Annotated in this window: 15 protein-coding genes and 2 tRNA genes; 10 read left to right on the top strand and 7 right to left on the bottom strand. The window is 35.8% G+C overall.

Annotated features, from left to right (window positions below):
• The first annotated feature begins 59 nt into the window (after nt 1-59).
• The 4 genes from plsX to PVV60_RS01855 all read left to right on the top strand — a co-directional run bounded on the left by plsX (nt 60) and on the right by PVV60_RS01855 (nt 3,245).
• Nucleotides 60-1,130 carry a phosphate acyltransferase PlsX gene (gene plsX, locus PVV60_RS01870; protein ID WP_273722712.1) on the top strand — a complete coding sequence of 357 codons (1,071 nt, stop codon included), beginning with the start codon at nt 60-62 and terminating at the stop codon, nt 1,128-1,130.
• A 49-nt stretch (nt 1,131-1,179) separates the two neighbouring features.
• Nucleotides 1,180-2,154: a beta-ketoacyl-ACP synthase III gene (locus PVV60_RS01865; protein WP_273722710.1), complete on the top strand. Its 975-nt coding sequence runs from the start codon at nt 1,180-1,182 to the stop codon at nt 2,152-2,154.
• 77 nt (nt 2,155-2,231) lie between these two features.
• Nucleotides 2,232-2,546, top strand: coding sequence for an integration host factor subunit alpha (locus PVV60_RS01860; RefSeq protein WP_273722709.1), 315 nt, complete (start codon nt 2,232-2,234; stop codon nt 2,544-2,546).
• A 195-nt stretch (nt 2,547-2,741) separates the two neighbouring features.
• Entirely contained in the window at nt 2,742-3,245 is a 504-nt protein-coding gene (locus PVV60_RS01855) for a MerR family transcriptional regulator (protein WP_273722708.1), read from the top strand.
• Nucleotides 3,246-4,366: 1,121 nt separating this feature from the next.
• Here PVV60_RS01855 and thrS read toward each other — a convergent pair.
• The 3 genes from thrS to PVV60_RS01840 form a co-directional block, all read right to left on the bottom strand.
• On the bottom strand, nt 4,367-6,343 hold the full coding sequence (gene thrS, locus PVV60_RS01850; RefSeq protein ID WP_273722707.1) for a threonine--tRNA ligase: 1,977 nt from the start codon (nt 6,341-6,343) through the stop codon (nt 4,367-4,369).
• A 111-nt stretch (nt 6,344-6,454) separates the two neighbouring features.
• Nucleotides 6,455-6,805, bottom strand: coding sequence for a membrane protein insertion efficiency factor YidD (yidD, locus tag PVV60_RS01845; RefSeq protein ID WP_273722706.1), 351 nt, complete (start codon nt 6,803-6,805; stop codon nt 6,455-6,457).
• Nucleotides 6,806-7,234, bottom strand: a complete 429-nt coding sequence (locus PVV60_RS01840) for an iron-sulfur cluster assembly scaffold protein (RefSeq protein ID WP_273722705.1) — start codon at nt 7,232-7,234, stop codon at nt 6,806-6,808. It abuts the gene before it with no gap.
• A 125-nt stretch (nt 7,235-7,359) separates the two neighbouring features.
• Between PVV60_RS01840 and folE the strand changes: the two genes are divergently transcribed.
• The 4 genes from folE (at nt 7,360) to PVV60_RS01820 (ending at nt 10,200) form a co-directional block, all read left to right on the top strand.
• Nucleotides 7,360-7,971 (top strand): GTP cyclohydrolase I FolE, encoded by a 612-nt coding sequence (gene folE / locus PVV60_RS01835; RefSeq protein WP_273722704.1) that lies wholly within the window; start codon nt 7,360-7,362, stop codon nt 7,969-7,971.
• A gap of 137 nt (nt 7,972-8,108) precedes the next feature.
• A tRNA-Leu gene (locus PVV60_RS01830) sits at nt 8,109-8,193 on the top strand.
• A 191-nt stretch (nt 8,194-8,384) separates the two neighbouring features.
• Nucleotides 8,385-9,557, top strand: coding sequence for an alpha/beta hydrolase (locus PVV60_RS01825; RefSeq protein ID WP_273722703.1), 1,173 nt, complete (start codon nt 8,385-8,387; stop codon nt 9,555-9,557).
• A gap of 136 nt (nt 9,558-9,693) precedes the next feature.
• Entirely contained in the window at nt 9,694-10,200 is a 507-nt protein-coding gene (locus PVV60_RS01820) for a hypothetical protein (protein WP_273722702.1), read from the top strand.
• Between the two features lie 483 nt (nt 10,201-10,683).
• Here the strand turns inward: PVV60_RS01820 and PVV60_RS01815 are convergent.
• From PVV60_RS01815 to PVV60_RS01800, 4 genes are all read right to left on the bottom strand, one after another.
• A tRNA-Thr gene (locus tag PVV60_RS01815) sits at nt 10,684-10,759 on the bottom strand.
• A 206-nt stretch (nt 10,760-10,965) separates the two neighbouring features.
• Nucleotides 10,966-12,324, bottom strand: a complete 1,359-nt coding sequence (gene accC / locus PVV60_RS01810; RefSeq protein WP_273722700.1) for an acetyl-CoA carboxylase biotin carboxylase subunit — start codon at nt 12,322-12,324, stop codon at nt 10,966-10,968.
• A 15-nt stretch (nt 12,325-12,339) separates the two neighbouring features.
• The gene (gene accB / locus PVV60_RS01805) at nt 12,340-12,837 is read right to left on the bottom strand and encodes an acetyl-CoA carboxylase biotin carboxyl carrier protein (RefSeq protein WP_273722698.1); all 498 of its coding nucleotides are present in this window, start codon (nt 12,835-12,837) and stop codon (nt 12,340-12,342) included.
• Between the two features lie 242 nt (nt 12,838-13,079).
• On the bottom strand, nt 13,080-13,952 hold the full coding sequence (locus tag PVV60_RS01800; protein ID WP_273722696.1) for a DsbA family protein: 873 nt from the start codon (nt 13,950-13,952) through the stop codon (nt 13,080-13,082).
• A gap of 341 nt (nt 13,953-14,293) precedes the next feature.
• Between PVV60_RS01800 and glpD the strand changes: the two genes are divergently transcribed.
• Nucleotides 14,294-15,826 carry a glycerol-3-phosphate dehydrogenase gene (gene glpD / locus PVV60_RS01795; protein ID WP_273722774.1) on the top strand — a complete coding sequence of 511 codons (1,533 nt, stop codon included), beginning with the start codon at nt 14,294-14,296 and terminating at the stop codon, nt 15,824-15,826.
• A 700-nt stretch (nt 15,827-16,526) separates the two neighbouring features.
• Complete coding sequence (dusA, locus tag PVV60_RS01790) at nt 16,527-17,507, top strand: tRNA dihydrouridine(20/20a) synthase DusA (protein WP_273722695.1); 981 nt, start codon at nt 16,527-16,529, stop codon at nt 17,505-17,507.
• Nucleotides 17,508-17,777: the final 270 nt, after the last annotated feature.

The raw sequence follows: 17,777 nt of genomic DNA, 5'->3' as shown, positions 1-17,777 counted from the left end.
AGCCAAAAATCATAATATGTATTTAAAGATGTAAATGAAAAGATGTGGGATATGAAAGCGTGATTAGAATTTCTGTGGATGTCATGGGCGGTGATTACGGTCCAGAAGCAGCTATTGCAGGAGCAGCAATTGTACAAAAATATTTATCAAATATTTATTTTCTGTTTTATGGAGTAGAGGAGGCTGTTCGTCCGGTTTTAAAAAAATATCCTTGTTTAGATTCTGTATCGCGCTTTTGCCCTACAGAAAGTTATACACGCATGGATGAAAAGCCAAGCCAAGCACTTCGTAATGGACGTGGTAAATCATCAATGTGGTACGCCATTGAAGCGGTAAAAAATGGTGAAGCTGATGCTTGTATTTCTGCTGGTAATACAGGTGCACTCATGGCTATGTCTTATTTTTGTTTGAAAATGCTAGCAGAGGCAGAACGTCCTGGTATTGCGGGTATCTGGCCAACACTTCGCAGTGAGAGTATCGTTTTAGATATTGGAGCAACAATTGGTGCCTCTGCTAGTCAGTTGGTTGATTTGGCGGTTATGGGAGCGGGTATGTTTCGCGCTTTATATCACACTGAAAGACCAAGTGTTGGACTTTTAAATGTGGGGGTGGAAGAGGTTAAAGGGCTTTATGAAATAAAAAAAGCAGGAATGATATTGCGTGAAGTGCAATTAGAAGGATTGGAATATAAAGGATTTGTTGAAGGCAATGACATTGGAAAAGGAACAGTCGATGTTGTTGTAACAGAGGGGTTTTCTGGTAATATTGCTTTAAAAACCGCAGAAGGAACCGCGCGACAGATAGGAGAGATTTTAAACTCTGCACTGCGCAGTTCTTTTTTAACATCTCTTGGTTATTTTTTATCGCGGGGTGCTTTTCGTATACTGAAACATAAAATGGATCCCGATAGGGTGAATGGAGGAGTTCTTTTGGGGTTGAATGGTGTTGTGATCAAAAGCCATGGGAGTGCTAATGCTAATGGTTTTGCTTCTGCTATCCGCGTTGGTTATGAGATGGTTAATAATGGGCTTTTGAAAAAAATAACTGCTGATTTGCGACGGTTTCATGAGAATAAAGAAACACTTTTTGATCAAGAAGATGAAGCGGCGGTGAATGGAGAGTCCTTATGATAAGCTCTTATAATAGAAATGAAAAATTTGAAGAAAAGGTAAGAGCTGAATGATTCGGTCAATTATACGTGGTGTAGGGAGTGCTTTGCCGAAAAAAAGTTTATCAAATGATGAGATTGCAAAGTTTGTCGAAACGTCAGATTCATGGATTGTTCAGCGTACAGGAATACGCCAACGTTATATTGCCAGTGAAAATGAAACGACTGTTTCTTTAGGAGTTGAGGCTGCGCAAGCAGCACTTACAAATGCTGGTTTAACAATAAAAGACATTGATTGTATTATTTTAGCAACGTCCACCCCGAATCGTACTTTTCCTGCTTCTGCTGTGGAAATTCAGCATGCTTTGGGAATGAGCCATGGATTTTCTTTTGATATTCAAGCTGTTTGCTCTGGTTTTATTTTTGCTTTAACAACGGGAGATTCTTATTTACGATGTGGAGGTGCTAAAAGAATTTTAGTTATTGGATCCGATACATTTTCTCGAATTTTAGATTGGGAAGATCGTACGACATGTGTTTTGTTTGGTGATGGTGCGGGTGCTGCTATTTTGGAAGCACAAGAAATTGAGGGGGGGATTGCTTTTGAGCGTGGTATATTGTCTGCGAAACTGCGCTCTAATGGAGCTTATATAGATAAGCTATATGTTGATGGTGGACCTTCAACAACACAAACGACAGGCTATTTGCGTATGGAAGGACGAGAAGTTTTTAAATATGCTGTTGGTATGATAACGGATGTGGTTGATGATTGTTTTGCAGCTGCAGGTGTGGATTCTTCACAACTAGATTGGTTTGTACCTCATCAGGCTAATAAGCGCATTATTGAAGCATCTGCTAAAAAGCTGGGAATTTCACTAGATAAAGTTGTGATTACCGTTGATCAACATGGTAATACGTCTGCGGCATCAGTTCCGTTGGCTTTAACAGCAGCTGTTTGTGATGGAAAAATAAAAGAAGGAGATCTTATCATGTTAGAAGCCATGGGAGGTGGATTTACATGGGGTGCAATTCTTATTCGTTGGTAAATCATGGCTACTTGACCATATTTCAAGAAAACGTATAAGTCATTTTGTAATTTTTAATATTTTAATAGGTGGTTATAATGACAAGTAAGACAGTAACGCGTGCAGATTTAGCGAGCGTAGTTTGTAAAAGAGTGGGCTTGTCACATACTGAATCAGCAGCTTTAGTCGAATTGGTTTTGGATGAGATTTGCAACTCACTTGTAAGAGGTGAAGCGGTTAAATTATCTTCTTTTGCAACTTTTCAGGTTCGTAGTAAAAATGAGCGTGTTGGACGCAATCCAAAAACAGGTGTTGAAGCACCTATTCCGCCGAGACGTGTTGTGACGTTTAAGGCTGCCAATGTCCTTAAACAGAGAATTTTAGATTCGCATCGTGTAAGACAGAAGAAATGATATCTCATAAAACAATGCCATAATATGTTTGGTATTTGTTAAAAAAATGTATAAAATGAAGTTCTTTGTTTTTTAGAAAAAGACTGTTGAGAAGTCGTAAATGATGGTCTTATTTTTGACTAATCTTGTTGAGAAATTAGGACAGAATGATTCGTTATAAAGTAATTTATTTTGTTTTAAATAAGGTGTTGCAAAATGGATAAAATCTCTGATGCTTTTCGCACAATTAGCGAAGTAGCCGAGTTATTGGAGCTTCCGCAGCACGTCTTAAGATTCTGGGAAACACGTTTTAGGCAGATTAAACCAATGAAACGTGGGGGAAGAAGGCGCTATTATCGTCCAGTCGATGTTGATTTGCTCAATGGTATTAAGCAGTTATTATATGATCAGGGTTATACGATAAAAGGTGTGCAACGCCTTTTGAAAGAGAATGGTGTTGCTTTTGTGACTGCACTAGGTAACGGTGATCTTGATGCTATGAATGTGGTTATAGAGAAGAAACATGCAGGACAAACTTCTGAAAATGCTAGCAATAAGCCTAAGAAATCTTCTTTTGGGCTTTTGAGTTTCATGAGGAATGAAGGAGAAACATCTGTCGGTTCTGTGAATCTTTACAAAGATAAAACTGATAAAGCATTGTTGCAAGAAATCCTGTTTGAGCTCATTGAATGTAAGCGTGTTCTTGATAGAGCACGATAAAATAGTATTTTTTTATTTTATATGTGTTTCTTTTTTAGCAAAACATGTGTTTTGAAATTGTTTTACAAATCAATATCTAGCGTCTAGCATGGCAATGTGTTTTGTAGATATTTAGACGTTTTATGGATGTACCCAGAGTTTTATACGTCCAACGGTAGTCATGTATCGTATGTGTATATTTAACGAGTTTTTTATAAGGTTTTTAATTTGGTAAAATATGAAGAAGGGAAAGAATAAGCGCTGAGTTTTGCCATTTTTCTTTGATTTGGTTTTATAAAAAGTTAAGTCAATATCTCATCAGTGCAAATTGCGGGATGTATAATGCCCATTGGTTTACCAATTCATGTGCTTGTTTTAAAGCAATGTTTCTTAAGGCTTCTTAAGCTTATTTTACCATGATTTCTCGTGAATGATATAATGGTAAACCCATTGAGTACTGGTATTTTTACATTTATGAAGGAGCAAGTCGGCATCAGCATTAAGTTTAGCCTACCCTCAATGATTGCAACAATCCGTAGCACTTTAGGCGGTTCATTGTGGGCATTTTAAAAGTCCTTTCTCAATAATTTTAACCACACACTTATTCCGCTTGTCTCGTGTCAAAAAATGATTTTGATAGATTCAACATAAACATATTAAAAATGAGAGAATCTTATGATATTAGAAACCTTATTTAATATGAATAAAGATATATTATCATTATAAATCAACATACTGTCTTTTTTATAAGGGCTTATCTTACGAATAAGACACATTATTGTTCAGCTAATTTTACATATTTTTATTAATAAATATAATCTTGTTTTCAGTCTCCTTGATTGATGTTTCTATCATTATCGTAATGATCTATCCTTGATAATAGCACTATCTTTTTATTATAAAGGTAAAAGATGAATGTTATCATTAATATTCAATTGTCTATGATTTTTACATTTAAACAGCTCATAGCGTACATTCAATTTTTCACCAATCCACCTTGTAAAGAATGATCACGTGCTTCTTTCTGGTGTTCGGTAATTGTGTATAAAAGCAAAATGCACGACAACATCAAATCGTTTCATTTTGTGCAAAAATTGAAGATTTATAGTAAAAAAATTAACGTATTACCATCTTCTGTGATGTTATGCATTTATTACACGTTGCAAATCCGGAGGTGTTGCCTCATTTAAGAGTTGTTTAATCATATCTTCTACAGATAAAAGGGTTTGATTTGTACTTCCTAAGCGGCGCATATTTACGCTGTTTGTTTCAGCTTCACGTTTACCACATACCAAAATTACGGGGACTTTTTGTAAAGAATGTTCTCGTATTTTATAGTTAATTTTTTCATTGCGGAGATCTATTGTTGCGGAAAGCCCTATAGCTTTAAGTTTTGCCGTTATTTTTTGAGCATATTCATTTGCTTCAGATGTAATTGTTGCAACAACAACTTGTTCAGGAGCAAGCCAAAGTGGCATATGTCCAGAAAAATTTTCGATTAATATACCAAGAAAACGCTCCATTGATCCGAAAATAGCACGGTGGATCATAACAGGTTGACGTTTTTCTGAATCTTTATCAATATAGAATGCACCAAAACGTTCGGGGAGATTAAAGTCTATTTGTGTTGTTCCACATTGCCATTCACGACCGATAGCATCCTTTAATGTGTATTCAAATTTTGGACCATAAAATGCTCCTTCACCTGGAAGGATGCTTGTTTTGATTTGTCCTGCAAATTTTGTTTTAATTGTTTTAAGGACAGATTCCATGATACTTTCTGCATGATCCCATAATGCATCAGACCCAACTCGTTTTTCTGGACGTGTTGAAAGTTTAAGACTGATTTCTTTAAAACCAAAATCAGCATAAGTTGATAAAATAAGATCATTAATACTGAGACATTCATCGGCTAATTGTTCATCAGTACAAAAAATATGTGCATCATCTTGCGTAAAACCACGCACACGCATAAGACCATGTAAAGAGCCTGAAGGCTCATAACGATGAACAAGTCCAAATTCAGCAAGTCTAATAGGCAAATCACGATAAGATTTTAAACCATGTTTAAAAATTTGCACATGACCAGGGCAATTCATGGGCTTAAGGGCATAAACATTCCTATGATCTGAATCTTCTGCTGCTGGAATGACTTTGAACATATTTTCTTTATACCAGCCCCAATGGCCAGATATTTCCCAGAGTGACCTATCAAGAACTTGTGGTGCATTAACTTCAGCATATTGATGATCATCAAGGCGTCTACGCATATAGTTGATCAAATTTTGGAACATTTTCCAACCTTTTTTGTGCCAAAAAATCATTCCTGGCCCTTCTTCTTGAAAATGAAATAAGTCCATTTCACGTCCCAAGCGGCGATGATCACGTTTTTCAGCTTCTTCTAGCATATGGAGGTAGGCTTTTAAGTCATTTTCATTTGCAAATGCTGTTCCATAAATTCTCGTGAGCATTGGATTATTAGCATCACCACGCCAATAAGCTCCTGCGACCTTCATTAATTTGAAAGCATTCCCAATTTGTCCTGTAGATTGCATGTGCGGTCCGCGGCAAAGATCAAACCAATCACCTTGATAATAGACTTTCAAATCTTGATTTTCAGGAATGCTATCAATAAGTTCAACTTTATAAAATTCCTTTTTCTCAGAAAAAATTTGTCTCGCTTTTTCACGAGACCAAATTTCTTTTCTAAAAGGTTTATTGCGTTGGATAATTTCACGCATTTTCTTTTCAATGACGGTGAGATCATCTAATGTAAAAGGTTGTTGACGTGCAAAATCATAATAGAATCCATTCTCAATGACAGGACCTATTGTTACTTGCGTTTCCGGAAAGAGTTCTTGCACTGCTTCAGCAAGGACATGGGCGCAATCATGCCTTATGAGCTCAAGAGCGCGTGAATCTTCTCGGGTAATAATCTCTACTTGACCAGATTGTTCCAATGGATCCGATAAGTCTCGTATAATACCCTCAAGACTATAGGCGACTGCTTTTTTTGCGAGTGATTTAGAAATGGATTCTGCTAATTCCAAGCCTGTCATTTCGGCGGGGTAATTACGTTTTGAACCATCGGGGAAAAAAAGAGAAATAGAGCAAGACATAAAAACACCCTTTTAATCCAATTCCGCTAACGATTGCGGATGGTTTCGTGAAAATTGAGTAAAAAGCTTATAGACTGATTTTTTATCAATACATACGAAAAAAGAAAAGGATTATTTGTTGTGTTTGTCAGAAATTTTCCAGTAACGCCAAGGTTTATAAAAACAGCAAGAATTTCCAAGCGAAATAGGCACTGGATCAAAGCCATCTGTTCCAAAGGGACCACAACGTATGATACGAAAGAGTCCCATCCATGCACCAGCCCAAAGCCCATGGCGTGCAATCGCTTCATATGTATATTCTGAACAAGTCGGGGCATGGCGACATTGATTGCCTATAAGACTCGAAAGAGTTATCTGATAGAAACGTATTAAGAAAATACCCAATAATCGTCCGGGTGTTTTTTGCCACGTGCCTGTGTAATTTCGAGTCAATTTTTTTTGTCGAGATTGTGATTTAAACATTTATTTTTCTTCAATTTTTTGGATGCAGTCTATTGTTGCATCAAAGGGTAGTAGTATTGCTGCATGGCGCACTTTATAGTCTTTAATGGGCTGTAAGCAAGAAAAATCCTCAAATGGAGCTTGAGGAGAAGGACCATTTTGTGTTAGCATTTGATATATAACTTCACGCAATATTTTAAGATCTTGTGTTGTTTGTCCGATGATATGAGATGCTAAAAGTGAAGCCGAAGCTTGCCCTAGTACACATGCATGTATTTCATGGGCAAAATCCGTAATAATACCATTTTCCGCTTTTAAATCTACAGTGATTGTTGAACCACAAAGATGTGCATGTTTTCTTGATGTTGCATCAGGATTATTAAGACGCCCAATTTTTCCTATATGTGCAGCATATTTAAGTATTTTATCATTATAGATATTATCAATCATACGCTATTGCCTGAAATTTTGAGAGTCGTGATTGTTTAAACTTTTAATTCGCTTATATAGAGATTATACAAAATGAAATAGGTATGGAGCAAATGCTTTGTATAGAGTAAGCTTGGAGTTTTTGAATGCGTAATGTTGTTAAAGAAGACGCGAATTTATCTGAAGAAAAGCGTCCGAGTATTGAAGAGGTGGAAGAAGCGATTCGTACATTACTCTTATGGATAGGGGAAAATCCAAATAGAGAAGGGCTTTTAGATACTCCAAAACGTATAGCCAAGGCATATCGCGAGCTTTTTAATGGTTATAGTCAATCAGTTAAAGAAACCTTAGGTACAGTTTTTGAAGAGGTTTCAGGATACAATGAAGCCATAATCGTAAAAAATATACCTTTTTATTCACACTGTGAGCATCATATGATCCCAATTATTGGGAAAGCACATATAGCATATCTTCCGAATGAAAAAATTGTTGGCCTTTCAAAAATTGTACGTGTTGTAGATATTTTTTCTCGTCGTTTACAAACTCAAGAAGCTATGACAGCGCAAGTGGCTCACGCGTTAAAAACGTATCTGAAGCCTCATGGTGTAGCAGTATTGATTGAGGCTGAACACATGTGTATGGCTATGAGAGGAATCCAAAAACAGGGCTCTACAACAATTACAAAAAACTTTCATGGTTATTATGAAAAAGATCAAGCTGCACAAGCACATTTTATGATGATGATTCAAAGATCATAGTAAAGCCCATATTCTTAGTAATCTCTATTAGGTTATAAAGCATCCGGATAAAAATAAATTATGAGAAAGAGGAAATTGGCTTGTACCTTTCTTTATGATTTGTTAAAGGCTAAAAACCAAATTTTTTCTTTCCACGTGCGGTCGTGGCGGAATTGGTAGACGCGCAGCGTTGAGGTCGCTGTGGGGCAACCCGTGGAAGTTCGAGTCTTCTCGACCGCACCAGTTAGCAGTGAGTCCTCCATAATGACATGAATTTATTTAGAGAGAGGGTATTTATACGCATTATAGAAAAATCTTTGTTATATGTTATTTGTTGCTGTGTTTCTAAGAAAGTTTCGTTTTTTATTACTTTATCTATGCATTTGAAATGTTATATTTTTATAAGGTGGGGTGACATTGCTGTGAGAAGTATAATGATTTTGAGATATTTAACACTTCTTATTTGTATTTCTTTATTGTCAGCATGTAGTGATTCACGTGCTGTACTTTGGCATGGGGTGCATGCAACACCTTCTATGACTGCCGTAGAAAGGGAAGTTGAAGGGAAACCAGTTTCTCCAAAAGCCATCGTTCCAGTGTATGTTGCAACAAGTCGTATGATGCAAAATAATTACGCTCAACCTTATGGTGCAGAGAGATCAAATAAAGTTCATTATAATCGCATTGATGTAGGAATTCCTCAGCAACATGTAAAGGGAGTTGTTGAAATAAATGCGTATAAACCTACGCATGATAAGTATTTTGCAGCAGTAGCATTGCAAAAATACGATAATAAAGAACAGTTTAAACAGCAATTAAATGCTGCTTTAGCAAAAAAGCCAAAAGGAAAAAGAGAAATTTTTCTTTTTATCCATGGGTATAATAATAATTTTGCAGATGGTACATTTCGTACAGCACAGTTTACACACGATTATTCTTTAAATGTTGTCGCTGTGCATTATTCTTGGCCTTCTGCCGGATCTGTTCCTCTTTATATTTATGATCGTGACAGTGCTAATTTTGCCCGTGACGGATTGATAGAGCTTTTAACACTTATTAGTGAAACCAATGCTGATCAGATTTCGGTTATTGCGCATTCTATGGGCAATTTTGTTATAATGGAGGCATTTAGAACTTTAGCCTTACAGAAAAAATATAAGCCTATTCGTCGTATTACAAGTTTATTAATGGCGGCACCAGACATTGATGTTGATGTATTTGAGCGCCAACTTAATGATATAAAAAAACTTCCGCAGCCAACAGCTATTTTAGTATCCAGAGCGGATAAAGCTCTCGCGGTTTCAGGACGTCTTACCGGTGGACATCATCGTGTGGGCGATGGCTCAGATATTGAAATGTTGCGTAAAAATGGAATAGCTGTTCTTGATTTCTCTCATGTGGATGGGGGAGCACACAATGTCTTTGCATCTTCGCCAACGTTGATGGCTCTTTCTCGAGAAGGTTCTTTGGCTTCCACAATTATGCAAGGTACAGAATTGTCACCTAGTCAAGCCCTTCTTGCTGATGGTAGTAGCGTGTTGGAGAAAACAACACATCTTATCCTTTATACACCTGTACGTTTTCTCTCTCCAAGGATTCCACGTTGATAGTGAAAAGAGAGAAGAGGTTCCATCGAATAATGCATTGGAGGTAATATTTTTTAGCACTTTCTTTAGAATGGCTTTGTAAAATAGAAAATAAATAGCGGGATGAATGTAAAAACAGTCATTAGGTGAGTTTGTGATGATTGCACGGAAACGCTATATTAATACACCTACAGTTGTTGATTATTTATCTCATTCCGCAATTAAGTTGTTAGATATTCATGCTATGCTTGTGAAGGTGAGAAAAGGTGATATGGGGGAAAAACCAAATTTATTGCGTAAAATTGATTCTACAAAAAAACAGTTAGATGAGATAAGCCATGCTCTTATTTTAGAATATCGTAAACGCCAAGAAAATGAGCGTTTTTTTAAACAGATTCTGCTATCCATTTCCGATCAACTTTTTGCACTTAACAATGGTTTTAAGGAAACAGGACGTCTTTTTTTTCAAGAAGTTAGAATACTTCAATCTCAGATGCAATGTTTATATGAGGGAAAGGAGAGGCTGCATTTGTTGAATAGCCAAGAATCTTTTTGTTCTTCATCAAAGATTGATGAAGTCATTAAACAGTTACAGAAAGCACGAGAAAAACTTATTCTTGAAAGCCCACATCTCTTTGAAAAAAGCATAAAAACTAAACAATAAAAGTTCTTTTAGTTGAGCAGATAGATAATTTGAATTTTACAGCAGAAAATGCTGTTAGATAGAAGGCTATAATCTTTTTAAAGAAAAGAATTTGCTTTAAAAAATGAAACACATGTATTTTATAATCACACTCTTTATCGCATTAAAGCTTTAAAAGACTTTGGTTATATCTTTCCTAAAGTTAAGACTGATGCATTAGGTGGCTTTATTGAAGAAAATGTTTGTGGAAAGAGCTTAAAAAAAACTATCTGATTCTTTTAATAATGGCTCACCGGATAATTTTGCCAATGTTATGGAGTTGTTAGCATTCATTAGAAACTTAAATTCTAATATTTTCCTTGGTAGGAATTAGCTGAATTTAAAGCATTAAAAAAGAAATTTGATAAAAATAACACGTTTTTTAAATTCACGCCCATCTCTATCTTCTCCTGAATTTAAAAATGCTCGGAAAATGAATAAGCTGCACGTAATTAAAAAAGCATATGGTGCCCCCAGAGAGACTCGAACTCCCGACCCCCTGATTACAAATCAGGTGCTCTACCAACTGAGCTATAAGGGCGTAACCATGTAGGAGTTAGCACAAACTTACAAAAAAGGAAAACAGAAAATTATCAAATTTTGTACATATTAAAAGAAAACTATATAACAAATAAAAAAATAACCAACTTATTTCCTCTTTTACCAATTTTTACAAGAAGGTTGGAATTATCCTTATGCTGATATCTTATAGAATCTTTTATAAGAATTCACCATTTTGCTATCGAATTACGAATCTGAAGACTTTGATTGATGAGCAAGATATTTTTCTAGCCAGTGAATATTATAATTACCATCAGCAACATCTTGATTATTAATAAGATCGCGAAAAAGAGGTAGTGTAGTTTTTATCCCATCCACGACAAATTCGTCTAAAGCACGCCGTAAACGCATCATACATTCTAAACGGGTACGTCCATGAACAATCAGCTTGCCAATCATGCTATCATAATAAGGAGGGATACGGTAACCTGAATAAGCGCCAGAATCAACACGAATCCCTAAACCTCCAGGTGTATGAAAATGTGTAATAGTTCCAGGTGATGGCGTAAAGTTAATAGGATCTTCTGCATTAATACGGCATTCAATGGCATGACCAGAAAAACAGACATCATCTTGTGTCACTGAAAGCTTGCAGCCTGATGCAATATGGATTTGTTCATGGACTAAATCTATACCTGTAATAGCTTCAGTTACAGGATGTTCGACTTGTAAACGCGTATTCATTTCAATAAAATAAAATTCGCCATTTTCATAAAGAAATTCAATAGTACCAGCTCCACGATATCCAAGTTGGGCACAGGCATTTGCAACAATACTACCAATTTTTTTTCGTTCAGTTTCATTAAGTGCAGGTGACGTAGCCTCTTCCCATACTTTTTGATGCCGTCGTTGAAGTGAACAATCGCGTTCTCCTAAATGAATAGCATTTCCCGCACCATCACCTATGACTTGAATTTCAATATGACGGGGTTTTTCTAAATATTTCTCTATATAAACAGCGTCATCACCAAAAGCAGCTTTCGCTTCTGAACGTGTTGTTTTGAGAGCTATAGAAAATTCTTGTTCAGAATGAACGACTTTCATACCGCGTCCACCACCACCGGCAGAAGCTTTGATAATAACTGGATAGCCAATTTCACGAGCAGTGCGTAAAGCATCTGATTCTTCAGTAACTGCTCCATCTGAACCAGGAACTACAGGAATACCAAGTTTTTTGGCGGTTTTCTTTGCTTCGATTTTATCGCCCATGATTCGGATATGAGTAGCTGTTGGACCGATGAATGTAATATCATGGGCTTCTAGAACATCTGCAAATTTTGCATTTTCAGAAAGAAAGCCATAACCAGGATGAACAGCATCAGCTCCTGTAATTTCACAAGCAGCAATAATTTGCTGAATACTCAAATAAGAATCACGAGCAGGAGGAGGGCCAATACAAACACTTTCGTTAGCAAGACGAACATGCATTGCATCTGCATCAGCGGTAGAGTGAACAGCTACGGTTTTTATGCCAAGTTCTTTACATGCACGTAAAACGCGAAGAGCAATTTCTCCCCGATTAGCAATGAGGATTTTTCGAATCATGGTTGTCCCCTCGCTTTATTCAACAATAATAAGTGGTTCGCCAAATTCAACAGGTTGGCCATCTTTGACAAGAACAGTGGTTACTGTGCCTGAGCGTGGTGATGAAATTTGATTCATTGTTTTCATGGCTTCAATAATAAGTAATGTCTCTCCTTCAGAAACATTTTGTCCTACTTCTACAAAAGGTTGCGCGCCTGGTGAAGGTGCAAGATAAGCTGTTCCAACCATAGGAGAGGTTATTGTGTTTTTTGATTTATCTTCTTGGATAGATTGTATAGGAGATTCAGCCGTTGGGACTGGAGAAGATGGTACAGAAAAAGTCGGAGTAGAAACAGGAGGATAGATTGCTTGTTCAGAAGAAGTGGAGGTATTTTGGCGTGAGACACAAATACGAAGCTCACCTTGTTCAACTTCAATGTTCGTTAAATTTGTATCATTCAAAATTTCAGCAAGATCACGAATAATTTTTGTATCAATTGCGGTTTTTGCCGAATCCATTTTTTTTATTGCCATTTTATTTCTAACTCCTTGATCAATGAAGATCGTCATTATCTCATTTTATGACAGAATATCTCTAGATTAGGGATGACATCTTTTGAGGCTTTAAAGATTTTTATTTCCTTTAAATTATTATGCTTTGCAATTTAAAACTCGTATTTGCTTTACGCAAAATTGCACTTATAAGCCGGTTATCAAAAAAGAGAAAGCATAAAATTACCTCATTTACAGTATTCTGTCTAAAACTGATCAGGTATTCACCGTGTATTGTCTATCGCTTGTTTTAGAGTATCTTGCCTAGCTGCGCCAATGAATATTTTATTACCAATAATGTAAGAAGGTGTTCCCGTAATATGAAGTTTAGAGGCAATTTGGATATTTTCTTTAAAAGCGTTTTGCAGAGTGGGATCTTTTATTGCATTACGTAGTTTTTTTTCATCTGCTCCTAATGAAACAGCTACTTTAATAGCTTTAGCTTCATTTGCACGACCCTGATACACTAAAAGCGTTTTGTGAAACTGAGGATATTTCTCTGGAAATTGTTTCCGAAATGCGTAGGCGACAGTATGGGCCGCTATAGAATCAGAGCTTAAAATTGGTAGATCCTTGATAATAACCTTTAAATCTGGATATTCTTTTATCAAGTCTTCTATATGTGAATAGGAAGTTTTACAATATCCACAGTTGTAATCAAAAAAATTGACAAGCACTCTTTTACCATTTGGGTTTCCCAAAACAGCGTCATGAGGAGAATGAAAAATTTCTTTTTCTAATAAATGAATGACAGAAGTTTGTATTTGGTTTTCGTATTCATTCTGTTTTTCCAGTTTATCTTGAAGAATAAGCTGCATTTCAATCAGAATTTCTGGATGAGTAAGAAGATACTCTCTGACAATTTGTTGAATATGATGAGAATCAGTATGTGGTACCACTTTTTCTTTAAGCCTAGATAAAAAGCTAGAATCTTCCAAAAGTTGTGTTTTAAGCTTTTCTAAGCTTAAATGATTTTCTGTTTTTGAGTGTGATGTTGCGTTTGATAAAGAAGGTAAAAAGATTAAAATACTCGACATAACTGGGATTAAAATTTTTGAAAGAAGTGTTATTTTCGAGTTTTGAGAGTGATAAGTCATCTGTATACCTTCATATTTCTAGGGTGTCATTGAGTGAACTATATGAAAAGCGCTATCTATGTGCAATAAAGCATTTAGCTATAGTGTGTATTTAAAAATGAGAAAAAACATCAATTTTTCTCTAAAAAGATTTCATATGATGAACCGTAGCTTGGCAAGGATTATGTTTTGTAAAAGATAAAAAAAATCTCTTTAATTTGTCAAATGTTGTTTTGATGTATAAGGCTATCAAAAGCTTTTTGTGCGTGTTTATTTTAGGAAAAGTACATTGATAATACAATAAAGAACACTTGTATTATTTTTTCCTATTGCTTTATTGAGTACTGAGAAACAAACTTAGAATAATGAAAAGTGAAATTATGAAAACCACAACACATTATGAACTGTTTATCATTGGGGGAGGGATAAATGGGTGTGGATTGGCAAGGGATGCAGCAGGACGCGGATTTAAAGTGGGATTGGCTGAAATGAACGATCTTGCATCTGGGACCTCAAGTGCGTCAACAAAGCTTATTCATGGTGGGCTTCGTTATCTTGAACACTATGAGTTCAAACTTGTTCGTGAAGCATTGAAAGAACGCGAGATCATTTTACGTATGGCTCCACATATTGTGCGTCCTTTGCGTTTTCTTCTTCCTTATCATAAAGAATTGCGCCCTGCTTGGATGTTGCGTTTTGGACTTTTTATTTATGATTATTTAGGGAATTGGAATCAGAAATTATGGCGCAGTAAAACAATTAATTTTTCAAAAAAATTTTGCTCTACCCTGAAGAAAGAATATCAAAGAGGTTTTGAATATTCTGATGCAAGAGTAGATGATGCGCGTTTAGTTATTGGCAATGCTCGTGATGCAGAAAAATGGGGCGCTGATATAAAAGTACGAACAGAAGTTCTCTCTTTAAAAAAAGAAGACAATAAATGGCGTATCGTTCTGCAAGACAAGTTAAGTAGCAAAGAATATAGTGTCACAGCTTCTTATGTTGCGAATATGACAGGACCTTGGATTGATCATGTTTTGGCAAATATATTAGACTGTAAAGAACATCCACCAGTACGACTTGTTAGAGGTTCTCATATTTTGGTTCCTAAGCTTTATACTCATGATCGTGCTTATATTTTTCAAAATGGTGATGGACGTATTATATTTGCTATTCCGTATCAAGAAGAGTTTACCTTGCTTGGAACAACAGATTGTAATTATCAAGGAGATCCGGCTGACGTTCATATTACTGATACAGAAATTGATTACATTTGTGCAGCAGCCAGTGAATATTTCATACAACCAGTGTTGCCTGAAACAATTGTCTGGTCTTACTCTGGAGTTCGTCCACTCTATGATGATGGAGCTTCAAAAGCACAAGAAATTACGCGCGATTATGTTTTAAAAGAAATGGGAACAGGAAGAACACCAAAGATTCTTAATCTTTATGGTGGAAAGATTACAACTTATCGTAAGTTGGCTGAAGATGCGATGCAATTTGTTGAAAAAGCGCTTGGTAAAAAGGGAGTATCATGGACGGCTAAGACAGTACTTCCAGGGGGTGACTTTCCCTATAATCAATTAGATATAATCGAAAATAGGATTGCTCTTTTGATGCCAGATTTAGATGCTTTTACACATCGCAGACTTGCACGCTCCTATGGTACGGAAGCATTGGTGATATTTGCACATGGTAAGGCAAATAGAGGAAAATATTTTGGACATGGGCTTTATGAAGTAGAAGTAAAATGGTTGATGGAAAAAGAATGGGCTAAAGCATGTGAAGATGTATTATGGCGTCGTTCAAAACTTGGTCTCCTCTTTAATGAACAAGAGGTTGATGCTCTTTCTTCTTATATGCAAAGCCAACAAGAGATTGAACAACGTTTATGATCATTTCATTCTACAGATTTTATCTGCAATATGGAAAAATATTTTCCTCCAAAAGATACGAATGTTAGTCATACGTATTAATAAAGACAATAGTCGTCTATGCCCTAATTTTAGTTTTTTTGCAAGAATCATAAAATGGCAAAATTAGATAGAATATTTAGAATGAAATTTGTCTATCTTATAAAGTGAAATTCAGGAATATTACCAAGAATAACTCATTGAGAAAAATGATTTATAATCAGATTCGTATGAGATAAGGATTTTTGTTTTTTCTTAAGGAGAAGATAAAATTACTTTCTGTAGCGTTTATTTGCACAATAAGTTAAAAAAAATCTAAAGAAAATTAAATCTATCATGAAAAATTGTATAATGTGTTAGTTTATCATTTATTATCTTAAATGTTGTGCTAAATCATGTAAGGATAGAGGCTTGATGAGCGTAAGAAGAATTTGTAAATGAGTTTTTTATATTATAGTAAAAATCTTCTTTTTTCATGTTTATATACCTGAACACTAATCTATGAGAAATGCGATATTGTGTTTTATCATCATTGATTGTAGTAAACTTTTATATCAATTGAAGATAATGGGCTGTTGTTATATTCATGATAGTATAAGAGAGCAAAACTTTCCGTAAACTAAAAGCAAGTATTTTTCTATGTGTAAAGAGAGAGCTATAGGGATATGAGAGTAATGCCCTCATGATATTTTACAACCTTCCATCGCCTATAAAATTTGCAGTAGCACCAATGTTGGACTGGACAGACCGACATTGCAGGTTTTTTTATCGTCTTTTAACGAAAAAAGCACTTCTTTATACGGAAATGATGGTCGCAGATGCTGTCATTCATGGTGTTCGCGAACAATTGTTGGCTTTTAGCGATAAAGAACGTCCAGTTGCCTTACAATTAGGGGGAGCAGATCCGAAAAAATTAGCAGAAGCTGCACGAATTGCTGAAGATTTTGGCTACAACGAAATAAATCTCAATGTTGGTTGCCCATCAAATCGTGTTCAAGCAGGTGTTTTTGGGGCTTGTTTGATGCTACACCCAGACATTGTAACAAATGCCGTGGAAGCGATGAAACGAGAGGTTACTATACCTGTAACTGTCAAATGTCGGATTGGAGTGGACGAACAAGATGAAGAGTTAGCGTTAGATCTTTTGGCTAATCAGGTTTGGAATGCTGGATGTGATGCACTTTGGATACATGCACGCAAGGCATGGCTACAAGGATTGAGTCCGAAAGAAAATCGCAATATTCCGCCCCTTAATTATGAAAGGGTTTATAAATTAAAACGTAAATATCCCCATAAATTCATTGGGATAAATGGTGGAATTAAATCAATTGATGAGATCAAAGAACACTTAACGTTCTGTGATGCTGTCATGCTTGGTCGCCAAGTTTATCATGATCCAGCTTTGTTAAAACATATTGATTTTGAACTCTATGATGAGGCGCAAAATAATCTGAGTGAGAGCGATCTTATTGAGGTTATGTGTGATTATGCGGCTCAACATATTGCATCGGGGGGGCGCCTTTCTCATGTGACGCGTCACATGATTGGTTTATTTCATGGGCGGGGTGGGGCACGTCGATGGAGACAAATATTATCAAATGATGCGACAAAACCAAATGCAGATATATCTATTTTAAAAGAGGCTTTTTATGCTCTCATTTAATAACAGCTTGATAATTAACATATGTTAAAGTTGTGATCCTTTGTGTTTTGATTTCTTTGCGATAATTTTGATCCTTTCAATTTTATAAGTTTTTGAAAGTTTACAATTTTTGTTATAGGAGGAGTGTTAGAATTTATGTATTAAGCAACATGCTGATTGCTCCTATTGAATAGAGAAATAGGTTAAGAGCATAGTGTAAAAATAGTAATAACATATTGATAATATTTTAAATTTTGCATGTTCGTTATTTGATTAGAAAATAGAAATCAT

Origin of the sequence: Bartonella sp. AU18XJBT, from assembly GCF_028618595.1 — a bacterium.
Classification (GTDB): Bacteria; Pseudomonadota; Alphaproteobacteria; order Rhizobiales; family Rhizobiaceae; genus Bartonella.
The sequence above is the reverse complement of the archived record's forward strand: the minus strand, read 5'-3'. Positions and strand labels throughout refer to the sequence as shown.

Excerpts from the sequence above, each read along its gene's own strand:
- PVV60_RS01865 (WP_273722710.1), top strand. The coding sequence starts at position 1,180 with ATGATTCGGTCAATTATACGTGGTGTAGGGAGTGCTTTGCCGAAAAAA.
- PVV60_RS01860 (WP_273722709.1), top strand. The coding sequence starts at position 2,232 with ATGACAAGTAAGACAGTAACGCGTGCAGATTTAGCGAGCGTAGTTTGT.
- PVV60_RS01855 (WP_273722708.1), top strand. The coding sequence starts at position 2,742 with ATGGATAAAATCTCTGATGCTTTTCGCACAATTAGCGAAGTAGCCGAG.
- thrS (WP_273722707.1), bottom strand. The coding sequence starts at position 6,343 with ATGTCTTGCTCTATTTCTCTTTTTTTCCCCGATGGTTCAAAACGTAAT.
- yidD (WP_273722706.1), bottom strand. The coding sequence starts at position 6,805 with ATGTTTAAATCACAATCTCGACAAAAAAAATTGACTCGAAATTACACA.
- PVV60_RS01840 (WP_273722705.1), bottom strand. The coding sequence starts at position 7,234 with ATGATTGATAATATCTATAATGATAAAATACTTAAATATGCTGCACAT.
- folE (WP_273722704.1), top strand. The coding sequence starts at position 7,360 with ATGCGTAATGTTGTTAAAGAAGACGCGAATTTATCTGAAGAAAAGCGT.
- PVV60_RS01825 (WP_273722703.1), top strand. The coding sequence starts at position 8,385 with ATGATTTTGAGATATTTAACACTTCTTATTTGTATTTCTTTATTGTCA.
- PVV60_RS01820 (WP_273722702.1), top strand. The coding sequence starts at position 9,694 with ATGATTGCACGGAAACGCTATATTAATACACCTACAGTTGTTGATTAT.
- accC (WP_273722700.1), bottom strand. The coding sequence starts at position 12,324 with ATGATTCGAAAAATCCTCATTGCTAATCGGGGAGAAATTGCTCTTCGC.
- accB (WP_273722698.1), bottom strand. The coding sequence starts at position 12,837 with ATGGCAATAAAAAAAATGGATTCGGCAAAAACCGCAATTGATACAAAA.
- PVV60_RS01800 (WP_273722696.1), bottom strand. The coding sequence starts at position 13,952 with ATGACTTATCACTCTCAAAACTCGAAAATAACACTTCTTTCAAAAATT.
- dusA (WP_273722695.1), top strand. The coding sequence starts at position 16,527 with ATGATATTTTACAACCTTCCATCGCCTATAAAATTTGCAGTAGCACCA.